The organism is Bacteroides helcogenes P 36-108, assembly GCF_000186225.1.
Taxonomy (GTDB): Bacteria; Bacteroidota; Bacteroidia; order Bacteroidales; family Bacteroidaceae; genus Bacteroides; species Bacteroides helcogenes.
This window is the reverse complement of sequence record NC_014933.1, coordinates 1,017,838-1,037,436: the sequence shown is the minus strand read 5'-3', so window position 1 is coordinate 1,037,436 and position 19,599 is coordinate 1,017,838. Positions and strand designations below refer to the sequence as shown.

The window sequence follows — 19,599 nt, the reverse complement described above, 5'->3', positions numbered from 1 at the left end:
AATTATATAAATTACAGATAAATAGATGAGCGAACAATCTTTTGAAATGATTGCCAAAACCTTCCAAGGACTGGAAGAAGTGCTGGCGAAAGAACTTACTTCACTGGGAGCCAACGACATTGAAATCGGCCGTCGCATGGTGTCTTTCAGTGGCGACAAAGAAATGATGTACAAAGCAAACTTCTGCCTGCGTACAGCCATTCGCATCCTGAAACCAATCAAGCACTTCACCGCCAAGGACGCTGACGAAGTTTACGAACAGATCAAAGCCATACATTGGGAAGACTACCTTGACACCGACCGTACCTTTGCCGTAGAACCGACAATCTTCAGCGAGGAGTTCCGCCACTCAAAGTTCGTGGCATACAAAGTGAAAGACGCCATTGTGGACTACTTCCGGGAAAAGACAGGAAATCGCCCCGGTGTACGTGTAAACAAGCCGGACGTACTGCTGAACATCCATATCGCCGAAACCAAATGTACGCTCTCTCTCGACTCCAGCGGAGAATCCCTGCACCGTCGCGGTTATCGCCAAGAAGCCGTAGAAGCCCCTCTGAACGAAGTGCTGGCCGCCGGAATGATACTGATGACCGGCTGGAACGGCGAATGTGACCTGATAGACCCGATGTGCGGTTCAGGAACCATTCCCATCGAAGCTGCCCTGATAGCACGCAACATCGCTCCGGGTATTTTCCGCAAAGAATTTGCTTTCGAGAAGTGGAACGACTTCGACCAGAATTTGTTCGATACCATCTACAACGACGACAGCCAAGAGCGCGAGTTTACCCATAAGATATATGGCTACGACAATAGCCCGAAGGCCAACGAGATAGCCACACACAACATAAAAGCTGCGGGCGTGAGCAAAGACATAGTGCTGAAACTGCAACCTTTCCAGCAGTTCGAGCAGCCCGCGGAAAAATCCGTCATCATCACTAATCCACCCTATGGAGAACGTATCTCTACAAACGATTTGTTAGGACTGTACTCCATGATAGGCGAACGGCTGAAACATGCCTTTGCCGGAAACAACGCATGGATTCTGTCCTACCGTGAAGAATGCTTCGACCAGATAGGTCTGAAACCCACTCGGAAGATACCTTTGTTTAACGGCGCGCTGGATTGTGAATTCCGCCAGTACGAAATCTTTGACGGGAAATACAAAGAATTCCGTGAAGGCGGCGAGGGGCTGAGCAAGGAACTTAAACTGGCATCGGGAGAAAGAAGGGAAATCAAATCTACCCCAAGAGAAAGGCGCGAATTCCGACCGAGGGAAAGACGCGAGTTCAGAGACGGAGAGAAGCGTGAGTTTAACGGAGAGAGACGCAGGTTTGATGGAGAACATACACCAAGAAACTTCAGAGACGGAGAAAGACGTGAGTTCAAGCCGCGTGAAAGACGCGAATACAAAGATGGGGAAAACCATGAATTCAAGCCGCGCGGAAGAAAAGATTTCGGTGAAACCCGCACACCAAGATCGGGAGAGTCTTATCCGGAACGGAAAAAACGGGAAGAAAGAGAGAAAGCCTGATAGATAAAAGTGCTCAGTTCGATGATAAAGACAATGAATACGAAGATCATGAATAAAGGCATACTGGCATTGCTGATTGCAATGCCAGCCCTATTTGCAACAAATGTTATGGCGCAAAAAACAAATGCCGGCATACAAGCATTGAAGAAGCCGACTTTAGAAGACCTGATTCCCGGAGGAGAAACCTACCGCTATGCCGAAAACCTGTATGGCCTGCAATGGTGGGGAGACGTGTGCATCAAACCGGACATTGATGAGCTGAAAGCCATCGATCCCAAGACGGGAAAAGAAACGGTGCTCATCACACGCAAAGCGGTAAACCAAGCCCTGAAAGCTGCCGGAATAAAAGAAATCGCCCATCTATACAACGTGCAATTGCCTTGGCCGGAGAAGACCGAAATACTACTTCCCAGGTCCCAGCGTTATGCCATATATAACTGGAAGACGGGACAACTCACCGGACGAGACGACCTGCCCAAAGAACCTGCCGAAAACTTTGACTATGACACGGCCAGCCGAAACCTTGCCTACACCGTGCGCGGCAATCTCTACGTCAACGGACGGCGCATCACCGACGAACCGGAAGGTATCGTCTGCGGACAAAGCGTGCATCGCAATGAGTTCGGCATCAGCAAAGGAACCTTTTGGAGTCCCGAAGGACATTTACTCGCATTCTACCGGATGGACGAAAGCATGGTGACACAATATCCGCTGGTGGACATCACCGCACGCACAGGCGAAGTGAATCTCATCCGCTATCCCATGGCGGGGATGACCAGCCACAAAGTATATGTAGGGATCTATAACCCTCAAAGCGGAAAAACCGTTTATCTGAATACGGGTGACCCTACCGACCGCTACTTCACCAATATCTCGTGGGCGCCTGACGGCAAAAGCCTTTATCTGACAGAACTGAACCGGGACCAGAACCACGCCAAACTCTGCCAATACAATGCCGAAAACGGAGAATTGACAGGCGAGATTTATGAGGAAAACCATCCTAAGTATGTGGAGCCTCAGAGCCCCATCATCTTCCTGCCTTGGGATGACACGAAGTTCATCTGCCAAAGCCAGCGTGACGGATATAACCACCTGTACTTGGCAGACATCAAAAATGGGATGAAACAACTGACACAAGGCGACTGGCTGGTACAAGAGGTGCTCGGCTTCAATGAAAAGAAGAAAGAAATTATCATCGCGGCCACCAAAGAGTCACCGCTGCAAAGCAATATATATAAGGTAAGTATAAACAGTGGAAAGATTACCCCCCTGGACAACGGTAAAGGCGTGCATCACGCCATCCTTTCCGCATCGGGCAACTACCTGATTGACAACCATACCGCCCCGGACGTTCCCCGCAACATCAGCCTCGTCAATGTACAGAACGGGAAAAGCTTCAACCTGTTGACTGCAAAGAACCCATACGAAGGTTTCACGATGCCCGACATAGAGACCGGCACTCTCAAAGCCGCCGACGGAAAGACCGACTTGCACTACCGCATCATCAGACCCGCCGATTTCGATCCCCGGAAAAAATATCCCGCCATAGTCTATGTATATGGTGGTCCGCACGCCCAACTGGTAACAAACGGATGGATGAACGGTGCACGCGGATGGGACATCTACATGGCAAACAAAGGTTACATTATGTTCACCCTTGACAACCGTGGAAGCAGCAACCGCGGTCTGGAATTCGAGAACGCCACCTTCCGCCGCCTTGGCATTGAGGAAGGCAAAGATCAGGTGAAAGGTGTGGAATATCTGAAGAGCCTGCCTTATGTGGATGCCGACCGCATCGGCGTACACGGCTGGAGCTTCGGAGGGCACATGACCACTGCACTGATGCTTCGCTACCCGGAGATTTTCAAAGCAGGTGTTGCCGGAGGCCCTGTCATCGACTGGAGCTATTACGAAATCATGTACGGCGAACGCTACATGGATACCCCGCAAAGCAATCCGGAAGGGTATGAGATGTGCAACCTGAAAAAGCTTGCCGGCAACCTGAAAGGCCATCTGCTCATCATACACGATGACCACGATGACACCTGCGTCCCGCAACACACCCTTTCGTTCATGAAAGCCTGTGTGGATGCCCGCACTTATCCCGACTTGTTCATCTATCCCACTCATAAGCACAACGTGATGGGGCGCGACCGTGTACACCTGTACGAGAAGATAACGAGATATTTTGAAGACTATCTTGCCCCTCGCTCCATTGAAGTAGAAGGGAAAAGTAAATAATTCCAGAATAAAAAGAAGAATCATGAAAGTATTACTATTAGGCTCAGGCGGCCGCGAGCATGCTCTGGCATGGAAGATTGCCCAAAGTCCCAAAATCGAGAAGTTATACATCGCCCCAGGCAATGCCGGAACAAGCGCGGCAGGCGAGAATGTGAATATAAAAGCTACCGACTTCCCTGCACTCAAGGCCTTCGCTCTCGAAAATAAAGTCGATATGATAGTGGTAGGGCCCGAAGACCCACTGGTACAGGGCATCTTCGATAAATTCAAGGAAGATGATTCCACCCGCCATATAGCCATCATAGGCCCCACCGCCAAAGGCGCGCAATTGGAAGGCAGCAAAGAATTCGCAAAAGAGTTCATGCAACGCCACAACATACCCACCGCCCGCTATAAAAGCGTCACGGCACAAACTCTTGACGAAGGTCTGGCTTTCCTCGAAACCCTCGAAGCACCGTATGTGCTGAAAGCCGACGGACTGTGCGCCGGTAAGGGCGTATTGATTCTGCCCAGTCTGGAAGAAGCCCGAAAGGAACTGAAGGAAATGCTTGGAGGCATGTTCGGCAATGCCAGCGCCACAGTTGTCATCGAAGAATTCCTTAGTGGAATAGAATGCTCCGTATTCGTGCTTTCGGACAGCCGTCATTATAAAATCCTCCCCGTCGCCAAGGACTACAAACGTATCGGCGAAGGTGACAGAGGTCTTAATACCGGCGGCATGGGAAGCGTCACCCCCGTACCCTTTGCCAACGACGAATTCATGGAAAAGGTACGTACACGCATCATCGAGCCTACCATCAACGGACTGCTTGAGGAGAATATCCTTTACAAAGGATTCATCTTCCTCGGCCTGATCAACGTGAAAGGCGAGCCGATGGTGATAGAGTACAACGTGCGCATGGGCGATCCCGAAACCGAAAGCGTCATGCTGCGTATCAAGAGTGACATCGTAGAACTCTTTGAAGGTGTACATCAGGTAAATCTCGACACCAAAACTCTGGAGCTCGATCCCCGCACCGCAGCCTGCGTCATGCTGGTAAGCGGCGGCTACCCCGAAGCTTACGAGAAAGGCAAGGTAATGACCGGCTTCGGACAAGCCGCCTGCACAGACAGCATCCTGTTTCATGCAGGCACGGCCATGAAGGACGGTGACATCGTGACCAACGGCGGGCGGGTCATCGCTGTCTGTTCTTATGGCGACACCAAGGAAGAAGCCCTTGCCAAAAGCTACACTGTGGCAGACATGATAGACTTCGACAAGAAATATTTCCGACGCGACATCGGGTTCGACCTGTAATTTTCCATGTTACGTACCAAACGATTCCAGAACCGGATTACGGCGGGCCACCTCACACTGCCCGCCGCCATCCTGATTTCAGTGGCCTGCTGGATACTGACGGCCATCCTGCTGCCCGAAATGGAGGTGAAGAGGGACAACTCCCCCCTTTGGGAAGTGTTTGGCAACTTTTCCGTTCCCGCCTGGGCTTGCCGTTTCCTCAGTTTCATCTTATACAGCATCATCGGCTACTTCCTGATAGAACTGAACAACGCATTCGGGCTCATCCGCATGAGGGCATCCGTACAGACAGCCATCTATTTCCTGTTGGTATCCATTTGCCCCGGCATACATATACTGTATGCCGGTGATTTGGCAGCCGCCGCAGTTTTAGTTGCCCTGTTCTTCCTTTTCAAGAGTTACCAGCAGGCGCGTCCCGCAAGCTACCTTTTCCATGCGTTCGTATTCATCGGTGTGGGCAGCCTGCTGTTCCCGCAACTCATACTTTTCGTACCTGTGTTCTGGATGGGCGCCTACAATTTCCAGTCTCTGCAACTCAAAAGTTTTTTTGCCTCCCTGACGGGCTGGAGCGTGCCCTTCTGGTTTCTGTTGGGGCACGCCTACTGGCACGGACAGATGGACCTGTTCTACCGTCCCTTCCGGGAACTGGCGGCTTTCACGCCAGTCCGGTTCGATTTCCAGCCGTGGGAACTGGCAAGCATCGGATACCTGCTCGTCCTGTTCATCGTCAGTTCCACACATTGCCTTGTAGCCGGCTACGAAGACAAGATACGCACCCGCAGCTACCTGCATTTCCTCATATTCCTTAACCTCTGCATCTTCATATATATCGGTCTGCAACCGTCACCGGGCATCCATCTGCTCTCGTTCCTGCTGATCGGAGTAAGTATTTTAGCAGGACACTTCTTCGCACTGACAAGCAGCCGCAGTTCCAATGCCTTCTTCATCTGCGCACTTGCAGGATTGTTCATCTTATTCGGATTTAATATATGGACGCTTTTATAGATACACTCACCGGGCTGCTCATAGACTGGGGTTACCTCGGACTATTCATCTCCGCCCTGTTAGCGGGAAGCATCCTGCCTTTCAGCTCCGAACTGGTCATGGTGGCATTGGTCAAGGTAGGGCTGAGTCCCGCACTCTGCGTACTTGCCGCCACACTGGGCAATACCATAGGAGGAATGACCTGTTACTATATGGGACGCCTCGGAAAGACAGACTGGATAGAGAAATACTTCAAGGTAAAGAAGGAAAAGACAGACAAGATGCAACGCTTCCTGCAAGGGAGGGGATCACTGATGGCGTTTTTCGCCTTTCTGCCCTTCGTAGGAGAAGCCATTGCCATTGCACTGGGCTTTATGAGGAGTAACGTTTATCTGACCACAGCATCCATGTTTGCGGGAAAGCTGATGCGCTACGTTGCCATGCTGCTAGCGCTGCAGGGAGCGCTGACCGTGATAAACGGCTGACAAGCCGGGAATATTCCTGACAAAAAGGAGGAAAAAGGCAAAGCGGCATCCCCCGGTTGCTGCATATATAGATGCACCGACCGGCATATATAGATGCAGCACGCTCGATATATAGATGCAGCACGGCGAAACTATATACGCAGCAAACGTCTGATATACAGGGAATAGACAAAAAGTAAAAAAGTAAGACTCAAAAGATGAAACGGATCATAGAACAAACCGAAGACGGAAGCGCAACCCTGTTTGTGCCCGAACTGAACGAGCATTATCATTCGGTAAAGGGAGCACTTACAGAATCCCGGCATATCTTTATCGACATGGGGCTGAAAGCCTCATCTGCCACCCGGCCGCATATTCTTGAAATAGGTTTCGGAACCGGACTGAACGCACTGCTCACCCTCGAAGCGGCAGAAGCGGAAAGACGGCACATATACTACACCGGCATCGAACTCTACCCTCTTGCCTGGGAAGAAGTGGAGATACTGCGATACAGCGGCAACCCGCTGTTCAAAGCCCTGCATGAAGCTCCCTGGGAGGAGGATGCTGACATCACGCCCCACTTCACCCTGCACAAGATGCAGGCAGACGCAAGAGAGTTGAAAGTTGAAAGAGGAGAGTTGAAGGTTGCCATGCAGCAAGACAGTGCAGTCAACTTTCAAGTATCGACTGTCAACTCTCAACTGTCAACTCTCAACTTTCCCCCCTCCTTTGATGTTATTTATTTCGATGCCTTTGCCCCCGAAAAGCAGCCCGAAATGTGGGACGAACAGATTTTCCGCGCCCTGTACGCAAGCATGAACCGGAACGGAGTGCTGACCACATACTGCGCCAAAGGCTCTGTACGCCGGATGCTGCAAGCCGTAGGCTTCAAGGTGGAACGGCTGCCCGGTCCTCCCGGCGGAAAGCGGGAAATACTGCGCGCCTCAAAAACGGGAAGCTGAAAAAATGCGGAAGACATTAATCATAAAAATTTAAACAAAGCAACCAATGAGAAAGATATACCTACTGTTCCTTACGTCCATCCTGCTGATATCCTGCAAACAAGGAAACAACCATGCCGGAAAGGATGATGCCAAGCCCGTCATCACCGTCACCATCGAGCCTTTGCGATACTTTACCGAAGCCATCGCAGGAGACTGCTTCGAGGTAGTCAGCATGGTTCCCAAAGGAACCAGCCCCGAAACCTACGATCCCACTCCCAAGCAACTCATGGATCTGTCCAGAAGCAAGGCTTATTTCCGCATCGGCTACATCGGATTCGAGCAAAGCTGGGCCGGCCGCCTGGCAGACAACGCGCCGCATCTGCAATTCTTCGACACTTCCCAAGGCATCGAACTCATCTACGACAGCACCCATCACCATCATGGAACGAATATGGAAAAAACAGCCAACTCCGACGGGCATGCCCATCCCCAAGGCGTGGAACCACATGTATGGAACTCTGCCGTCAATGCCCAAATCATTGCAACAAATATACTGAATGCCCTTTGCACCATCGACAAAGCCAATAAAGACGCTTATACGAAACGCTACAACGCCCTCCGCCGGGAGATAGCGCAGACAGACAGCCTCATCCGGCAGACACTTTCCACCTCCGGAGCCGACCATGCCTTCATGATCTATCATCCGGCACTCTCGTACTTTGCCCGCGACTACGGCTTGCACCAGATTCCCATCGAGGCCGGCGGAAAAGAGCCCTCACCCGCACACCTGAAAAACCTGATAAATATCTGCGAAAAAGAAAAAGTACATGTCATCTTCGTGCAACCGGAGTTCGACCGCCGTAACGCCGAAATCATCGCCCGGCAAACCGGAACAGAAATCACGGACATCAATCCCCTCTCTTACGACTGGAAAACGGAGATGCTGAAAACGGCACGAAGCCTGAACGGGAAGGAGTGACAAAAACTTTTTCTACAACCTCAAACGCCATTTTATATCACATAAACATCTATCCCGCATCTTCAAGCAGATTCAGCCATCTTTGCCTTTTGTCCGCACTACATATATACATTACTTTTGCCTAAATCTTTAAACAATGTATATATGAAACAGTTCTTTTCATGCACCGCAGCTATCAAGCTCAGTGCAACGTTCTTTGGGATGGCAGCATTCAGCCTCTGCACTCTGTCAGCCTGCAGCAGTGACGACGAAGGCACAGACACGCCCGAAATTGTATCGGAAACCATACCGGCAGCAGGATGGCAGGGTACGGCCGAAAACGGAGTCTGCACCTATCTCGCTTCCAACTCAAGCGACGAGGACTACAAGGCTTACTATGCCTTCTCCTTCAAAGAAGGTATTTGCGAAGAAGCCGTGTACAACGTTGTGTTCGACGATGAAGCATCAGCCTCTTATATTTGCAATGCCTTGAAAGACGGCAGTTGGGCCGATGGAAGTGACGACGACACATACTCCATGGGCAGCACTACCGCCCGCCGCACCGCCGCCCGTGTGGGTCACAGCATAAGCCGTGCACTGCTGAAAAGCATCCCCGCACCGACCCGGTCCGCTTCGCTGCTCGGCATAGACTGCTCTCAGAAAGGGAAAATAGTCTTCATCAAAATAGAGCAACTGAAAGGGAAAACAAACACGGATGTGCAGTATGCCATGAAAGTATGGAGTATGGACACCACCTCCATGCCCGACAAATGCCTGTTCGGAACCTACGAAGGCAGCAAAGGCAATGCTTCCGGCAAGTACAGTTGCAACAACATCTATGGCCTGAACGCCACCAAGTACGAGGTCAGCGTCACCTTCAACTCAAGCAATAACCTGAAAACTTACACCACCACCCTGACGCTGCCCAACGAAGACTGGGCCGCACTGCTGCAAGAATCCCTGCAAGAAGATGCCGACGACTATATGGAGCTGCTCGGCGTGGCTCCGACAGTGAGCCGCCAAGGAAATGTCATAACCGTTGATGCCGTGGTAATAAACACCGTAAGCTATGATGAGACATTGCAGTTCATCATTGCACAGGACTATCTGCTCAATACCCCATATCTTGCAAGCATATTTGGTTAACAAGAAGAATTCCAACGGAAGATTAAGATAATTGCAAGATTATCCCTTATATTTGTAACTCCATTCCGGTGCTGTATCTGCGCGGAATGGAGTTACTGTTTTTTAGACGAATTACTCATGCAACATTCCATCATCGAGATAAAGAACCTCTCTGCCGGATATGATAACCTCACCGTCCTGCATGACGTAAACCTGACGGTTTACGAGCATGACTTCCTCGGCATCATCGGCCCCAACGGCGGAGGAAAAACTACTCTGATAAAGTGTATTCTCGGCTTGCTGAAGCCAGCCGGAGGTGAAATAATCTTCCATCCCCGCCGAAGAACAGACATTGATAACGACTCATCGCCAACAGCCAACCGACAGTTGACAATGGGTTACCTGCCACAATACAATAGCATAGACCGCAAATTCCCCATCACGGTCGAAGAAACCATCCTTTCCGGATTGAGCAGCAAGAAGCCGCTTGCCTCCCGCTTTACCTCCGCACATCACGAAAAGGCGCGTACCGTCATTGCCCGCATGGGATTGGAAGGCATGGAAGAACGCGCCATCGGCGCTTTGAGTGGCGGGCAGTTGCAACGCGCCCTTTTGGGACGCGCCATCATTTCCGATCCGGAAGTCATCATTCTCGACGAACCCAGCACCTACATTGACAAGCGCTTTGAAGCCCGATTGTACGAACTGCTGGCAGAGATCAACAAAGATTGCGCCATCATCCTTGTCAGCCATGACATCGGCACGGTGCTGCAACAAGTAAAGTCCATCGCCTGCGTCAATGAGACGCTGGATTATCATCCCGATACAGGAGTGACGGAAGAATGGCTGGAACGGAACTTCCAGTGCCCGATAGAGTTATTGGGACACGGAACGATACCTCACAGAATACTGGGGGAACATCACCACGACAAGCATTGATGGCAAGGAATGTGTGCGGAACTAAAACGAACACTTTGAAAAGTTACAGACTGCAACAGATAAACATGAAAAGAGCCGTATCAACTCTACTTTTTGAGTAATGATACGGCTCTTTTTATTACCGATGAAGGATGCCGGGTTTCAGATTAAGAGAAAGAAAACTCCTCCTCCTCCGTTACTTTGAATTAAGATACAGACTGATATTCTTTATATCCTTCTGCAACGAGGTGCTGTTTATACGCTCATGAGCAAACGGCTGCAGCAGCTTGCGGATAGCACGCTCATGCTTGGTGTCCGCCTTCAATACTTGTATCTTCTCGAACATCTGTATGCCCTCAATCAGTTTCTCAAAACGGGCTGAAGACTCATTCTTCGGATAAACCAGATACGTGTCACCTGCTGCCCAAGCACTGAAACGGCTATCTTGGCCGGGAGATTCCACCCAACTGTTGTATGCCCAACGCAAATATCCGTCCAGTCCACGTTCGGCTGCCACCAGCCCCAAAGCAGATGCTTCGACAGGCTGCGAAAAGGTAAACGTATTCGGATAGACTTCGGTGCAGCAAGTATAGAAGGTAGTAATCTTTCCCTTCTCCCTGCGTCCTTCCACCACTCCGTCCGGATACTTGTCATTGTAGCCTATGCAGTAATCAAACAGTTCGCCATTCCATTCTTCATGGTAGTTACCCGCAAGGGAGATCTTATACATCGGATCGGCTTTGCGAATCACCCGCAAAGCGGCTTCCATACTTTCTTTGGGACGTTCGTCCATCGCTATTATGGTCTGTTCAAACCATCCCTTCTCCTTCAGATGGGAAGCGAATGCCTTCAGCTTGGCTACCCAATACCCGTCAAACTCCTGATCGGACACCTCCATCTTGCGGTCAACCATCCGGTTGGTAGCCTGATCATAATAACGGAAAGTCAGCTTCCATGGAATCACCGAATAGCAATAGATATAAGGACGGACACCGCAGGAACGCATGAATTCCACCCAACGGTCAAACACCGTATAATCGTATATCCACGTGCCGTCCGCACGCTTGATCTCGGTAATCATATTCTCAAAATAGTCATAGGTCTGTCCGTTCCAAGGCTTATGCGTAATGGAAGCGGTGATGCCGCGCTGACCGGCTTTGGCCAAACGCTCCATCAAAGGCCGCATTGCCTCGAAATGCTCCTTGCTCCAAAGCGGCACACCGGCCATACGTGCCACGGCAAAAGGATTCTGCCATAGGTCAAGATGGAACTTCTGTTCGCCCGGCAGGGGCAATGTACGGTCAATCACGCGAATAGAATAAGGAAGAATGCGACATACCGTATCTCCATATTTCACAGTGACACTTCCCTTATAAAGACCGGGAGCCGCATCATGCGGAACATCAAATGTTATCCAAACAGGCTGAACAGTCTTGGCTTCGTAACGCATGGAGCGTATCGGCTCTATACGGTCGGCAACCAGAGAGGAGTCAAACTGCGTCTTGTCCGGACGATAGCCGCATCCCCCTTTTCCATCTTTATTCAATTCGTCGGTCATCACATACCGCATGAAGCCGGTAGTGCTTTCATCCACCCAACGGGCATTCTCCGGTTGTTCGATGGTGAAACTGACTTCACCTTCCCTGTCGGACGACCAAATCAGAGCCTTGGCATGCAATCGCTCTCCGCGCCAGGCCACAAACTGCTGCCGGCCGGGGCAATCGACTGTAAATGGATACTCCGACCTGTCCGCCAGATAATCGGTGGTTGCCCAAGACACCCGTAAGGGCGGCTCTCCTGCCACGGCTTCCATACAGAAAGACAGGAAAAGGAATACAAAAAAAGAAGAATAATTTCTCATAGGATATCATGTATTTAATTAATAAGTGGTTTCAATCTGAAACAATCAATATCTGGCGTCCAGCAGTAAGGACTGCCCATACGGACTGTATTATTTCCCGCCTTCAGCCGCACCCTTACCGTGACAGAAGCCATCTTCTCTCCTTTCGTTCCGGGCAGTTCTTCAGGCAAGAGAGCCTTTTCACCATTGACTTTGATCTCCAGTTTACGGTTGTTTGCCGGCACATAGCATACCGTCATTTCGTAGATGCCGCCCTGCTTGCTGTACACATTGTTCCATTCGGCATAATTTTCATCGCTTCCTCCCACAAAAGAAACCTTCATACCACCGGAGGCTTCCCCCATCGGAGCGTATAAAACCGCTTTCGAGGACTTTCCCAAATCGTTGAAACACGGCAGATAAGCCCATTCAGCCTCATACAAGGATGGCTCTATGCGTTCTTCGGCTTCCATACGCAATATCAACACGCTATGAGGCGGCAGCAGATGTTCCAGCACATCCCGCACCACAGGAAGCGACTTCTGCCTCACCAAATCACGAACCTTCACTTTCCCTTTCAGTTCGAGCGTCTCCATTGGCACGGAAAAGCGGCAGGCACTGTCCGACGGATTGTACAACGCCACTGCCCGTACCTTTCCACGCATCTGTTCAATATCTTTGGCTAATACATAGCCTGCATTGTCATGCTGCACAACGCAGGCTTGCAACCCAAGCGGATCTTGGTTCAAAGCTATAAGCTCCTTATTCTTCAGCAGGCGCAGCGAAGCTTCCGGAATCGTAGTCAGATCACATCCTATCAGCAACGGAGAACTCATCATGCACCACATCCCGAAATGAACCTCTTCTTCTTCCGGCTTCAGCCCCCTGCCTATCTCCAGCATATCCATATCATTATAATGCCCGCCGCCGGCATAGGCAGAAAGGTACAGGTTTTTGCCGATGATGTATTTCACAGAATTCCATTCCGGGCGGATGTCCGGACTGATACGCCAGGAACGGGCTATCTTCGCGGCCCATGTACCCGGAAACGCCCAACGACAGATATTGACGGAAACATGGCTTCCTGCAACTTTTTCAATGGCACGGCAAACTTCCGAATACCGCTTTTCTTCTTCCAGATCCAATTCCTGCCCGGCTCCACAATAGTCTATTTTGATAAAGTCAAATCCCCATTCATTGAAATAAAGATCGGCATCCTGATGCTCATGCCCGTACAATCCGGCGCCTATGCCATTTGCGTCATTGTCCCAGATGGAGCCGCATGTATTGCTTCCGGCATCCGAATAAATGCCGGCTTTCAGACCTAAAGAATGGATGCGGTCCACCACCCCTTTCAGTCCATCCGGAAAGCGGTCGGGGTGAGCGTGCATGGTTCCTTTCCTGTCACGCCGGCCGAAAAAGCCGTCGTCAACATTGACGTAAGTATAACCTGCATCTTTCAAACCTTTCCTAACCATAGCTTCGGCTTGCCTGACAATCAATGTATCACTGATGTTCACCCTATAAGTGTTCCACGAGCTCCACCCCATCACGGGAGGCTCCACGGGAGTAATGTTTCCGGCAGATACGACAGAAAACAGACCGGAGAATAATGTATATAAAAGTATGTTTTTCATGGGTTTCTTCATCTCTTGATCACTGAATTATTGAGGTATAATAAAGAACGTGAGCAAAATTAGCCTTTTTTTATACATGTTCATAGAATCTTGACCCGGAAAAATCTGCCAAATATGGAAAATCACTTATCTTTACGCCATATATTACTTCACTCGCAAATACGTAAATCAAATTATGGCAATAGGAAAAACGGCAAAGGATTAAAAAAGATAAACAGGAAAGGGCAAGGCTCCGAAGAATATGCTTTTATCAACGGAATTGTTTTAGATGAAGATAACAAAGTTATGACAAAGACAATCTGATCCGTTATGACATGTCCATATATTACAAGGAAGGAGAAAGCTATGACGGTAAAGCTCATCATGCCATCATATCGAAACAAGACGGAAGCATCTCCCAAGAGATTCATATTCCTTACGATGTGGTAAAAGCACCGTTCGTACAGAAAGGAGAAGCGATTGCCGTAGCTACAGTACGCCCGATAATTCCATACCAAGAAAAATGGTTGCTTGTAGAAACTTCTTCCGACACAGTGTACAGCTATACACCCGGAGAAAACAAGCTATGCCCGTTTCTCGTGAAAAAGCCCTCTGTCGATCCGGAAAGACTCCTTACCATGGGAGTTGTCACTGAGCGCTATTATTTTATGCAGACCATAGGGAAAGTATTTAATTTTGAAAAAGGAAGAGGATTTCCAACCGTAGATCTGATGTACGACAAGCAGGAAGACGCTGTATATAAAGCCGCCGTACTGAACGAGGAGTCCAATCCGGTGATCATGTTGATGAAACGCAAGAAGTAACAGGTTCTATCGAAACTGCCAATCGTCCGCGCTTTTCCCTTCAAAAAATAAATCCGAATGCACGAAATCATTCATCTCAGCTTTGTCATTTTGACACTTTGCATTTTCTGCTGCACGAGAATCCCGTATTTCCAGCCCATTGCTCTCACGGAAAGAAATACGAGAGCAAAAACGCATAAGATGCAGTTTATGAGATATATGCAAGAATACATACTCCGCTAATAAATCAAAATGGAACTTTCTGGGACCTTGAAACAAGGAAAAAGGAATATTCAAAGAATCTTTTACTAAAACTTTCCCGGACTTTTAGTAAAAATCCGGGAAGGTTTTAGTAAAAAAAGCAAGGTGTTTCCCGTAAATACCACACTTATTTCTGCATAAAACAATAAAAAAGAGGCTATATATGCAACAAATATCGCATATACATAGGACAATTATTCATAATATATTCCAGAACCGGTTTTTCAATGTACAGCACATGATACAAAAACAAACAAATACCGTTCTTTTTGACAGGACAATCAGGATTAATGCAACATTTACAGAATACACATTCCCTTAACCTATCCTAATAATCAGCCTTATTGTCATTCATTTAGGATTGAATTCATTATATTTGCGCCCACGATTGAAAATATAACAAATAACGAATTTCATCCGAATGAAACAGTACAGAACCGTAAACAACCTCGTGGGTTGGATTACTTTCCTCATTGCGGCAACGGTTTACTGCATGACCATCGAGCCGACTGCAAGTTTTTGGGACTGCCCGGAGTTCATCACTACCGGCTATAAGCTGGAAGTAGGACACCCGCCCGGCGCACCGTTTTTCATGTTAGTGGCCAACCTTTTCTCACAATTTGCCTCTGATGCCACCACCGTAGCCAAAATGGTGAACTATATGAGCGCACTGATGAGTGGCGCCTGCATCTTGTTTCTATTCTGGAGCATCACCCACTTGGTGCGTAAACTGGTAGTGACAGACGAAAACAACATAACCCGCGGACAACTGATCACCATCATGGGTAGCGGTCTGGTGGGAGCACTTGCCTATACATTCAGCGATACATTCTGGTTCAGTGCCGTGGAAGGTGAAGTTTACGCTTTTTCTTCCCTGTTCACCGCCATCGTATTCTGGCTGATACTGAAGTGGGAGGACGTGGCCGACGAACCACACAGCGACCGTTGGCTGATTCTCATCGCCTACCTGACAGGACTTTCCATCGGCGTGCATTTGTTGAACTTACTCTGCCTGCCCGCCATCGTACTGGTATATTATTACAAACGCGTACCCCATGCCACAGCCAAAGGTTCACTTCTGGCTCTGCTCGCATCAATGGTGCTGGTGGCCGCCGTACTTTACGGCATCGTACCGGGCATTGTGAAAGTGGGCGGATGGTTTGAACTGCTCTTTGTCAACTCATTGGGGATGTCCTTCAACAGCGGTGTTATCGTCTATATCATACTGTTAGCTGCATGCCTCATCTGGGGTATATACGAAAGCTACACGGAAAATAGCAAGACACGTATGGCGCTTTCGTTCATACTGACCATAGCCATGCTGGGAATCCCATTCTACGGGCACGGCAAGAGTGCGGTTGCCATCGGCATTATCGTCATAGCCTTGCTGTGGTTCTATCTCAGCCCCAAAATGCAGGCACGGATAAACGAGAAGTTCCGCATATCGGCACGCGCGCTGAACACGTCGCTGCTCTGTACCATGATGATTGTCATCGGATATTCCTCATACGCACTGATCGTGATACGTTCCACCGCCAATACACCGATGGACCAGAATTCACCGGAGGACATCTTCACTCTGGGTGAATACTTAGGACGTGAACAATACGGCACACGCCCCTTGTTCTACGGACCCGCTTTCACCTCACAGGTAGCCCTTGACGTAAAAGACGGTTACTGCGAACCGCGCATCTCCTACAACGGAACCAAGTTCATCCGCAAGGAAAAAGCGACTCCCGACGAAAAGGACAGCTATGTTGAGATTCCCGGACGCATCGAATACGAATATGCGCAGAACATGCTCTTCCCACGCATGTACAGTAGCGCACACACCGGTGAATACCACGCTTGGCAAGACATCAAGGGATATGATGTACCCTATGACAAATGCGGTGAAATGGTGATGGTAAACATGCCTACACAGTGGGAAAACATCAAATTCTTCTTCTCTTACCAACTCAACTGGATGTACTGGCGCTACTTCATGTGGAACTTTGCCGGACGACAGAATGACTTGCAGGGAAGCGGGGAAATAGAACACGGCAACTGGATTACAGGCATCTCGTTCATCGACAACCTGTTGCTTGGCAACCAAAGCCTGCTGCCTCAGGAACTGAAAGCAAACAAAGGACACAACGTATTCTACTGCCTGCCGTTGTTGCTCGGCATCATTGGCTTGCTGTGGCAGGCCTACCGTGGGCCAAAGGGCATACAGCAATTCTGGGTGGTGTTCTTCCTGTTCTTCATGACCGGCATCGCCATCGTGCTCTACCTGAACCAGACTCCGAGCCAGCCCCGCGAGCGCGACTACGCATACGCAGGCTCATTCTACGCCTTTGCCATCTGGATAGGCATGGGCGTGGCAGGCATCGTGCGCCTGCTCCGTCACTACGCCAAGCTGAAAGAACTTCCGGCAGCAGTCGCAGTTTCGGCAGCCTGCCTTCTGGTTCCCATCCAAATGGCAAGTCAGACCTGGGACGACCACGACCGTAGCGGACGCTACATGACGCGCGACTTCGGACAGAACTACCTGATGTCCTTGCAGGAAAGCGGAAACCCGATTATATATACCAACGGTGACAATGACACTTTCCCCTTATGGTACAATCAGGAAACGGAAGGCTGCCGAACCGATGCACGCACCTGCAACCTCTCGTACCTGCAGACCGACTGGTACATTGATCAGATGAAGCGTCCCGCCTATGACAGCCCGTCACTACCCATCACCTGGGAGCGCATGGAATACGTGGAAGGAACCAATGAATACATCCCCATCCGTCCGGATTACAAGAAAAGTATCGACGCCCTTTATGCGGAAGCCGAAAAACAGGCTTTGAACGGAAATCCGGAAGCTCTGGTCAACGTGAAAAAAGAATTCGGTGACAACCCGTACGAGCTCAAAAATATCTTGAAATACTGGGTACGCAACAAAAACCAGGATTTGAAGGTTATCCCTACCGACAGTATTGTCATCAAAGTGGACAAGGAAGCCGTGCGCCGCAGCGGTATGATGATTCCGGGAGACAGCATCCCCGAATATATGAGTATCAAGCTCCGTACCAAAACCAACCGGGGTGACTACGCACCCAAACGTGCCCTCTACAAAAGCGAGCTGATGATGCTCGAAATGCTGAGTGAAGCCAATTGGGAACGTCCTATCTACATCGCAGTCAGCGTGGGACAGGATAACCAGCTCGGCATGGACAACCACTTCATACAGGAAGGTCTTGCCTACCGTTTCACTCCGTTCGACACCAACAAGACGGGTGTGACCATAGACTCGGAAAAGATGTACGACAATTTGATGAACAAGTTCAAGTATGGCGGTATTGACAAACCGGGCATCTACATTGATGAGAATGCCATGCGCATGTGCCACTCACACCGCCGCATCTTCTCGCAACTTATACAGCAGTTGATGCGTGAAGGCAAGAGAGACAAGGCCAAAGCCGCCTTGGACTATGCAGAAAAGATGATTCCTGCTTTCAATGTACCTTACGATTGGCAAAACGGATCAGCCCAGATGGCAGAAGCTTATTACCAATTGGGCGAAACAGCCAAAGCGGACGGAATAATGAGAGTTCTTGCCGACAAGGCTGTGGAATACACCACTTATTACCTGAGCTTGGACAACGGACGCTTTGCCATCTCAACCCGTGAGTTCGAGTGGCATTGGGCTGTGCTCGACGCAGAAGTAAAGGTAATGAAGAAGTACAAATCCAAACTTGCCGGGATTTATGAACCTAAAGTAGAGGAACTGTACAACATGTACGTTGACCGAATGAAACAGTAGCCGCCGGAGAGCTACCGATTGTTTAATAAAAACATCCCCTCCCGGAGAGTGTGTCAAAACTCCGAATGACAGAGAGCCTTTGCTTTTCGACACACTCTCCGGAGGTTTTCTAACAATATGCTTATAGAACAACCTCCCAAGTTTTTTCGCAAACTGTATCCCGGTGCAATCTGGAGGATGAACCCCGATGAAAAAGCCGTTTATCTGACTTTTGACGACGGTCCCATTCCCGAAGTAACTCCCTGGGTACTCGACTTACTGGACAAACACTGCATCAAAGCCACCTTCTTCATGGTAGGAGACAATATACGAAAGCACCCTGAAGAGTTCAGGCTGGTGGTAGAACGGGGACACCGCATCGGCAACCATACATTCAACCACATCCGGGGATTTGAATATACTGCTAAAAGCTACTTAGAAAATACGGAACAAGCGCGTATCTTTATGGAAATGGGCGGAGACATTAACTGTAATGTGGAAAAGGTTTTATACCCGCTATTGTTTCGCCCGCCCCACGGACATATGTTTGCCGGACAATACCTGAAACTGAAAAGCCATTATAAGATAGTGATGTGGGACTTGGTTACCCGTGATTACAGCAAGAAACTGCGCGGACCGCAAGTACTTGCCAATGTCATGAGATATGCACGCAACGGTTCTATCATCACTTTCCACGACTCTTTGAAATCATGGTGCAACGGAAACCTGCAATATGCTCTACCACGCGCTATTGACTTTCTGAAGGAAGAAGGCTACGAGTTCAAACTGCTGTAAAATCTTATCTCCCAATCCATTTCCGAAAGACGGATGAGAAAAGAGAGCCT

At 49.4% G+C, this 19,599-nt stretch carries 15 protein-coding genes; 13 read left to right on the top strand and 2 right to left on the bottom strand.

Translation table 11 applies throughout. From position 1 onward, the window contains the following. Window positions 1–25: 25 nt before the first annotated feature. The 9 genes from BACHE_RS03960 (at window position 26) to BACHE_RS03920 (ending at window position 10,483) form a co-directional block, all read left to right on the top strand. Window positions 26–1,531, top strand: coding sequence for a THUMP domain-containing class I SAM-dependent RNA methyltransferase (locus tag BACHE_RS03960; RefSeq protein ID WP_013546419.1), 1,506 nt, complete (start codon window positions 26–28; stop codon window positions 1,529–1,531). Between the two features lie 33 nt (window positions 1,532–1,564). Next, window positions 1,565–3,772 carry a S9 family peptidase gene (locus BACHE_RS03955; RefSeq protein WP_041579632.1) on the top strand — a complete coding sequence of 736 codons (2,208 nt, stop codon included), beginning with the start codon at window positions 1,565–1,567 and terminating at the stop codon, window positions 3,770–3,772. A 22-nt stretch (window positions 3,773–3,794) separates the two neighbouring features. Next, a complete protein-coding gene (purD, locus tag BACHE_RS03950; protein WP_013546417.1) occupies window positions 3,795–5,069 on the top strand; it encodes a phosphoribosylamine--glycine ligase in 1,275 nt (424 codons plus the stop codon). A 6-nt stretch (window positions 5,070–5,075) separates the two neighbouring features. Continuing rightward, complete coding sequence (locus BACHE_RS03945) at window positions 5,076–6,074, top strand: hypothetical protein (RefSeq protein ID WP_013546416.1); 999 nt, start codon at window positions 5,076–5,078, stop codon at window positions 6,072–6,074. Beyond that, window positions 6,059–6,538, top strand: coding sequence for a YqaA family protein (locus tag BACHE_RS03940; protein ID WP_013546415.1), 480 nt, complete (start codon window positions 6,059–6,061; stop codon window positions 6,536–6,538). Before BACHE_RS03945 ends, BACHE_RS03940 begins: the two co-directional genes overlap by 16 nt. A 197-nt stretch (window positions 6,539–6,735) precedes the next feature. Beyond that, a complete protein-coding gene (gene mnmC2, locus BACHE_RS03935; protein WP_013546414.1) occupies window positions 6,736–7,479 on the top strand; it encodes a tRNA (5-methylaminomethyl-2-thiouridine)(34)-methyltransferase MnmC2 in 744 nt (247 codons plus the stop codon). Window positions 7,480–7,525: 46 nt separating this feature from the next. Further along, the gene (locus BACHE_RS03930; protein WP_013546413.1) at window positions 7,526–8,440 is read left to right on the top strand and encodes a metal ABC transporter solute-binding protein, Zn/Mn family; all 915 of its coding nucleotides are present in this window, start codon (window positions 7,526–7,528) and stop codon (window positions 8,438–8,440) included. Between the two features lie 144 nt (window positions 8,441–8,584). After that, window positions 8,585–9,565, top strand: coding sequence for a hypothetical protein (locus tag BACHE_RS03925; RefSeq protein WP_013546412.1), 981 nt, complete (start codon window positions 8,585–8,587; stop codon window positions 9,563–9,565). A 117-nt stretch (window positions 9,566–9,682) separates the two neighbouring features. Then, a complete protein-coding gene (locus tag BACHE_RS03920; protein WP_013546411.1) occupies window positions 9,683–10,483 on the top strand; it encodes a metal ABC transporter ATP-binding protein in 801 nt (266 codons plus the stop codon). 175 nt (window positions 10,484–10,658) lie between these two features. On the opposite strand, the gene BACHE_RS03915 is transcribed toward BACHE_RS03920, so the two are convergent. Further along, window positions 10,659–12,323, bottom strand: a complete 1,665-nt coding sequence (locus BACHE_RS03915) for a DUF4091 domain-containing protein (RefSeq protein WP_013546410.1) — start codon at window positions 12,321–12,323, stop codon at window positions 10,659–10,661. Window positions 12,324–12,337: 14 nt separating this feature from the next. Further along, window positions 12,338–13,939: an alpha-galactosidase D gene (locus BACHE_RS03910; RefSeq protein WP_041579631.1), complete on the bottom strand. Its 1,602-nt coding sequence runs from the start codon at window positions 13,937–13,939 to the stop codon at window positions 12,338–12,340. A gap of 114 nt (window positions 13,940–14,053) precedes the next feature. Here BACHE_RS03910 and BACHE_RS17915 point away from each other — a divergent pair, with 114 nt between their 5' ends. The 4 genes from BACHE_RS17915 to BACHE_RS03890 all read left to right on the top strand — a co-directional run bounded on the left by BACHE_RS17915 (window position 14,054) and on the right by BACHE_RS03890 (window position 19,549). Further along, complete coding sequence (locus BACHE_RS17915) at window positions 14,054–14,242, top strand: 6-bladed beta-propeller (protein WP_049778908.1); 189 nt, start codon at window positions 14,054–14,056, stop codon at window positions 14,240–14,242. Window positions 14,243–14,253: 11 nt separating this feature from the next. Next, on the top strand, window positions 14,254–14,742 hold the full coding sequence (locus tag BACHE_RS03905; RefSeq protein ID WP_049778907.1) for a hypothetical protein: 489 nt from the start codon (window positions 14,254–14,256) through the stop codon (window positions 14,740–14,742). A gap of 661 nt (window positions 14,743–15,403) precedes the next feature. Beyond that, window positions 15,404–18,775, top strand: a complete 3,372-nt coding sequence (locus tag BACHE_RS03895; protein WP_013546406.1) for a DUF2723 domain-containing protein — start codon at window positions 15,404–15,406, stop codon at window positions 18,773–18,775. Window positions 18,776–18,892: 117 nt separating this feature from the next. Further along, window positions 18,893–19,549 (top strand): polysaccharide deacetylase family protein, encoded by a 657-nt coding sequence (locus BACHE_RS03890; RefSeq protein WP_013546405.1) that lies wholly within the window; start codon window positions 18,893–18,895, stop codon window positions 19,547–19,549. The last annotated feature ends 50 nt before the right edge of the window (window positions 19,550–19,599 follow it).

Coding starts and splice junctions, on each gene's coding strand:
- BACHE_RS03960 (WP_013546419.1), top strand. CDS start 26: ATGAGCGAACAATCTTTTGAAATGATTGCCAAAACCTTCCAAGGACTG.
- BACHE_RS03955 (WP_041579632.1), top strand. CDS start 1,565: ATGAATACGAAGATCATGAATAAAGGCATACTGGCATTGCTGATTGCA.
- purD (WP_013546417.1), top strand. CDS start 3,795: ATGAAAGTATTACTATTAGGCTCAGGCGGCCGCGAGCATGCTCTGGCA.
- BACHE_RS03945 (WP_013546416.1), top strand. CDS start 5,076: ATGTTACGTACCAAACGATTCCAGAACCGGATTACGGCGGGCCACCTC.
- BACHE_RS03940 (WP_013546415.1), top strand. CDS start 6,059: ATGGACGCTTTTATAGATACACTCACCGGGCTGCTCATAGACTGGGGT.
- mnmC2 (WP_013546414.1), top strand. CDS start 6,736: ATGAAACGGATCATAGAACAAACCGAAGACGGAAGCGCAACCCTGTTT.
- BACHE_RS03930 (WP_013546413.1), top strand. CDS start 7,526: ATGAGAAAGATATACCTACTGTTCCTTACGTCCATCCTGCTGATATCC.
- BACHE_RS03925 (WP_013546412.1), top strand. CDS start 8,585: ATGAAACAGTTCTTTTCATGCACCGCAGCTATCAAGCTCAGTGCAACG.
- BACHE_RS03920 (WP_013546411.1), top strand. CDS start 9,683: ATGCAACATTCCATCATCGAGATAAAGAACCTCTCTGCCGGATATGAT.
- BACHE_RS03915 (WP_013546410.1), bottom strand. CDS start 12,323: ATGAGAAATTATTCTTCTTTTTTTGTATTCCTTTTCCTGTCTTTCTGT.
- BACHE_RS03910 (WP_041579631.1), bottom strand. CDS start 13,939: ATGAAAAACATACTTTTATATACATTATTCTCCGGTCTGTTTTCTGTC.
- BACHE_RS17915 (WP_049778908.1), top strand. CDS start 14,054: ATGGAAAATCACTTATCTTTACGCCATATATTACTTCACTCGCAAATA.
- BACHE_RS03905 (WP_049778907.1), top strand. CDS start 14,254: ATGTCCATATATTACAAGGAAGGAGAAAGCTATGACGGTAAAGCTCAT.
- BACHE_RS03895 (WP_013546406.1), top strand. CDS start 15,404: ATGAAACAGTACAGAACCGTAAACAACCTCGTGGGTTGGATTACTTTC.
- BACHE_RS03890 (WP_013546405.1), top strand. CDS start 18,893: ATGCTTATAGAACAACCTCCCAAGTTTTTTCGCAAACTGTATCCCGGT.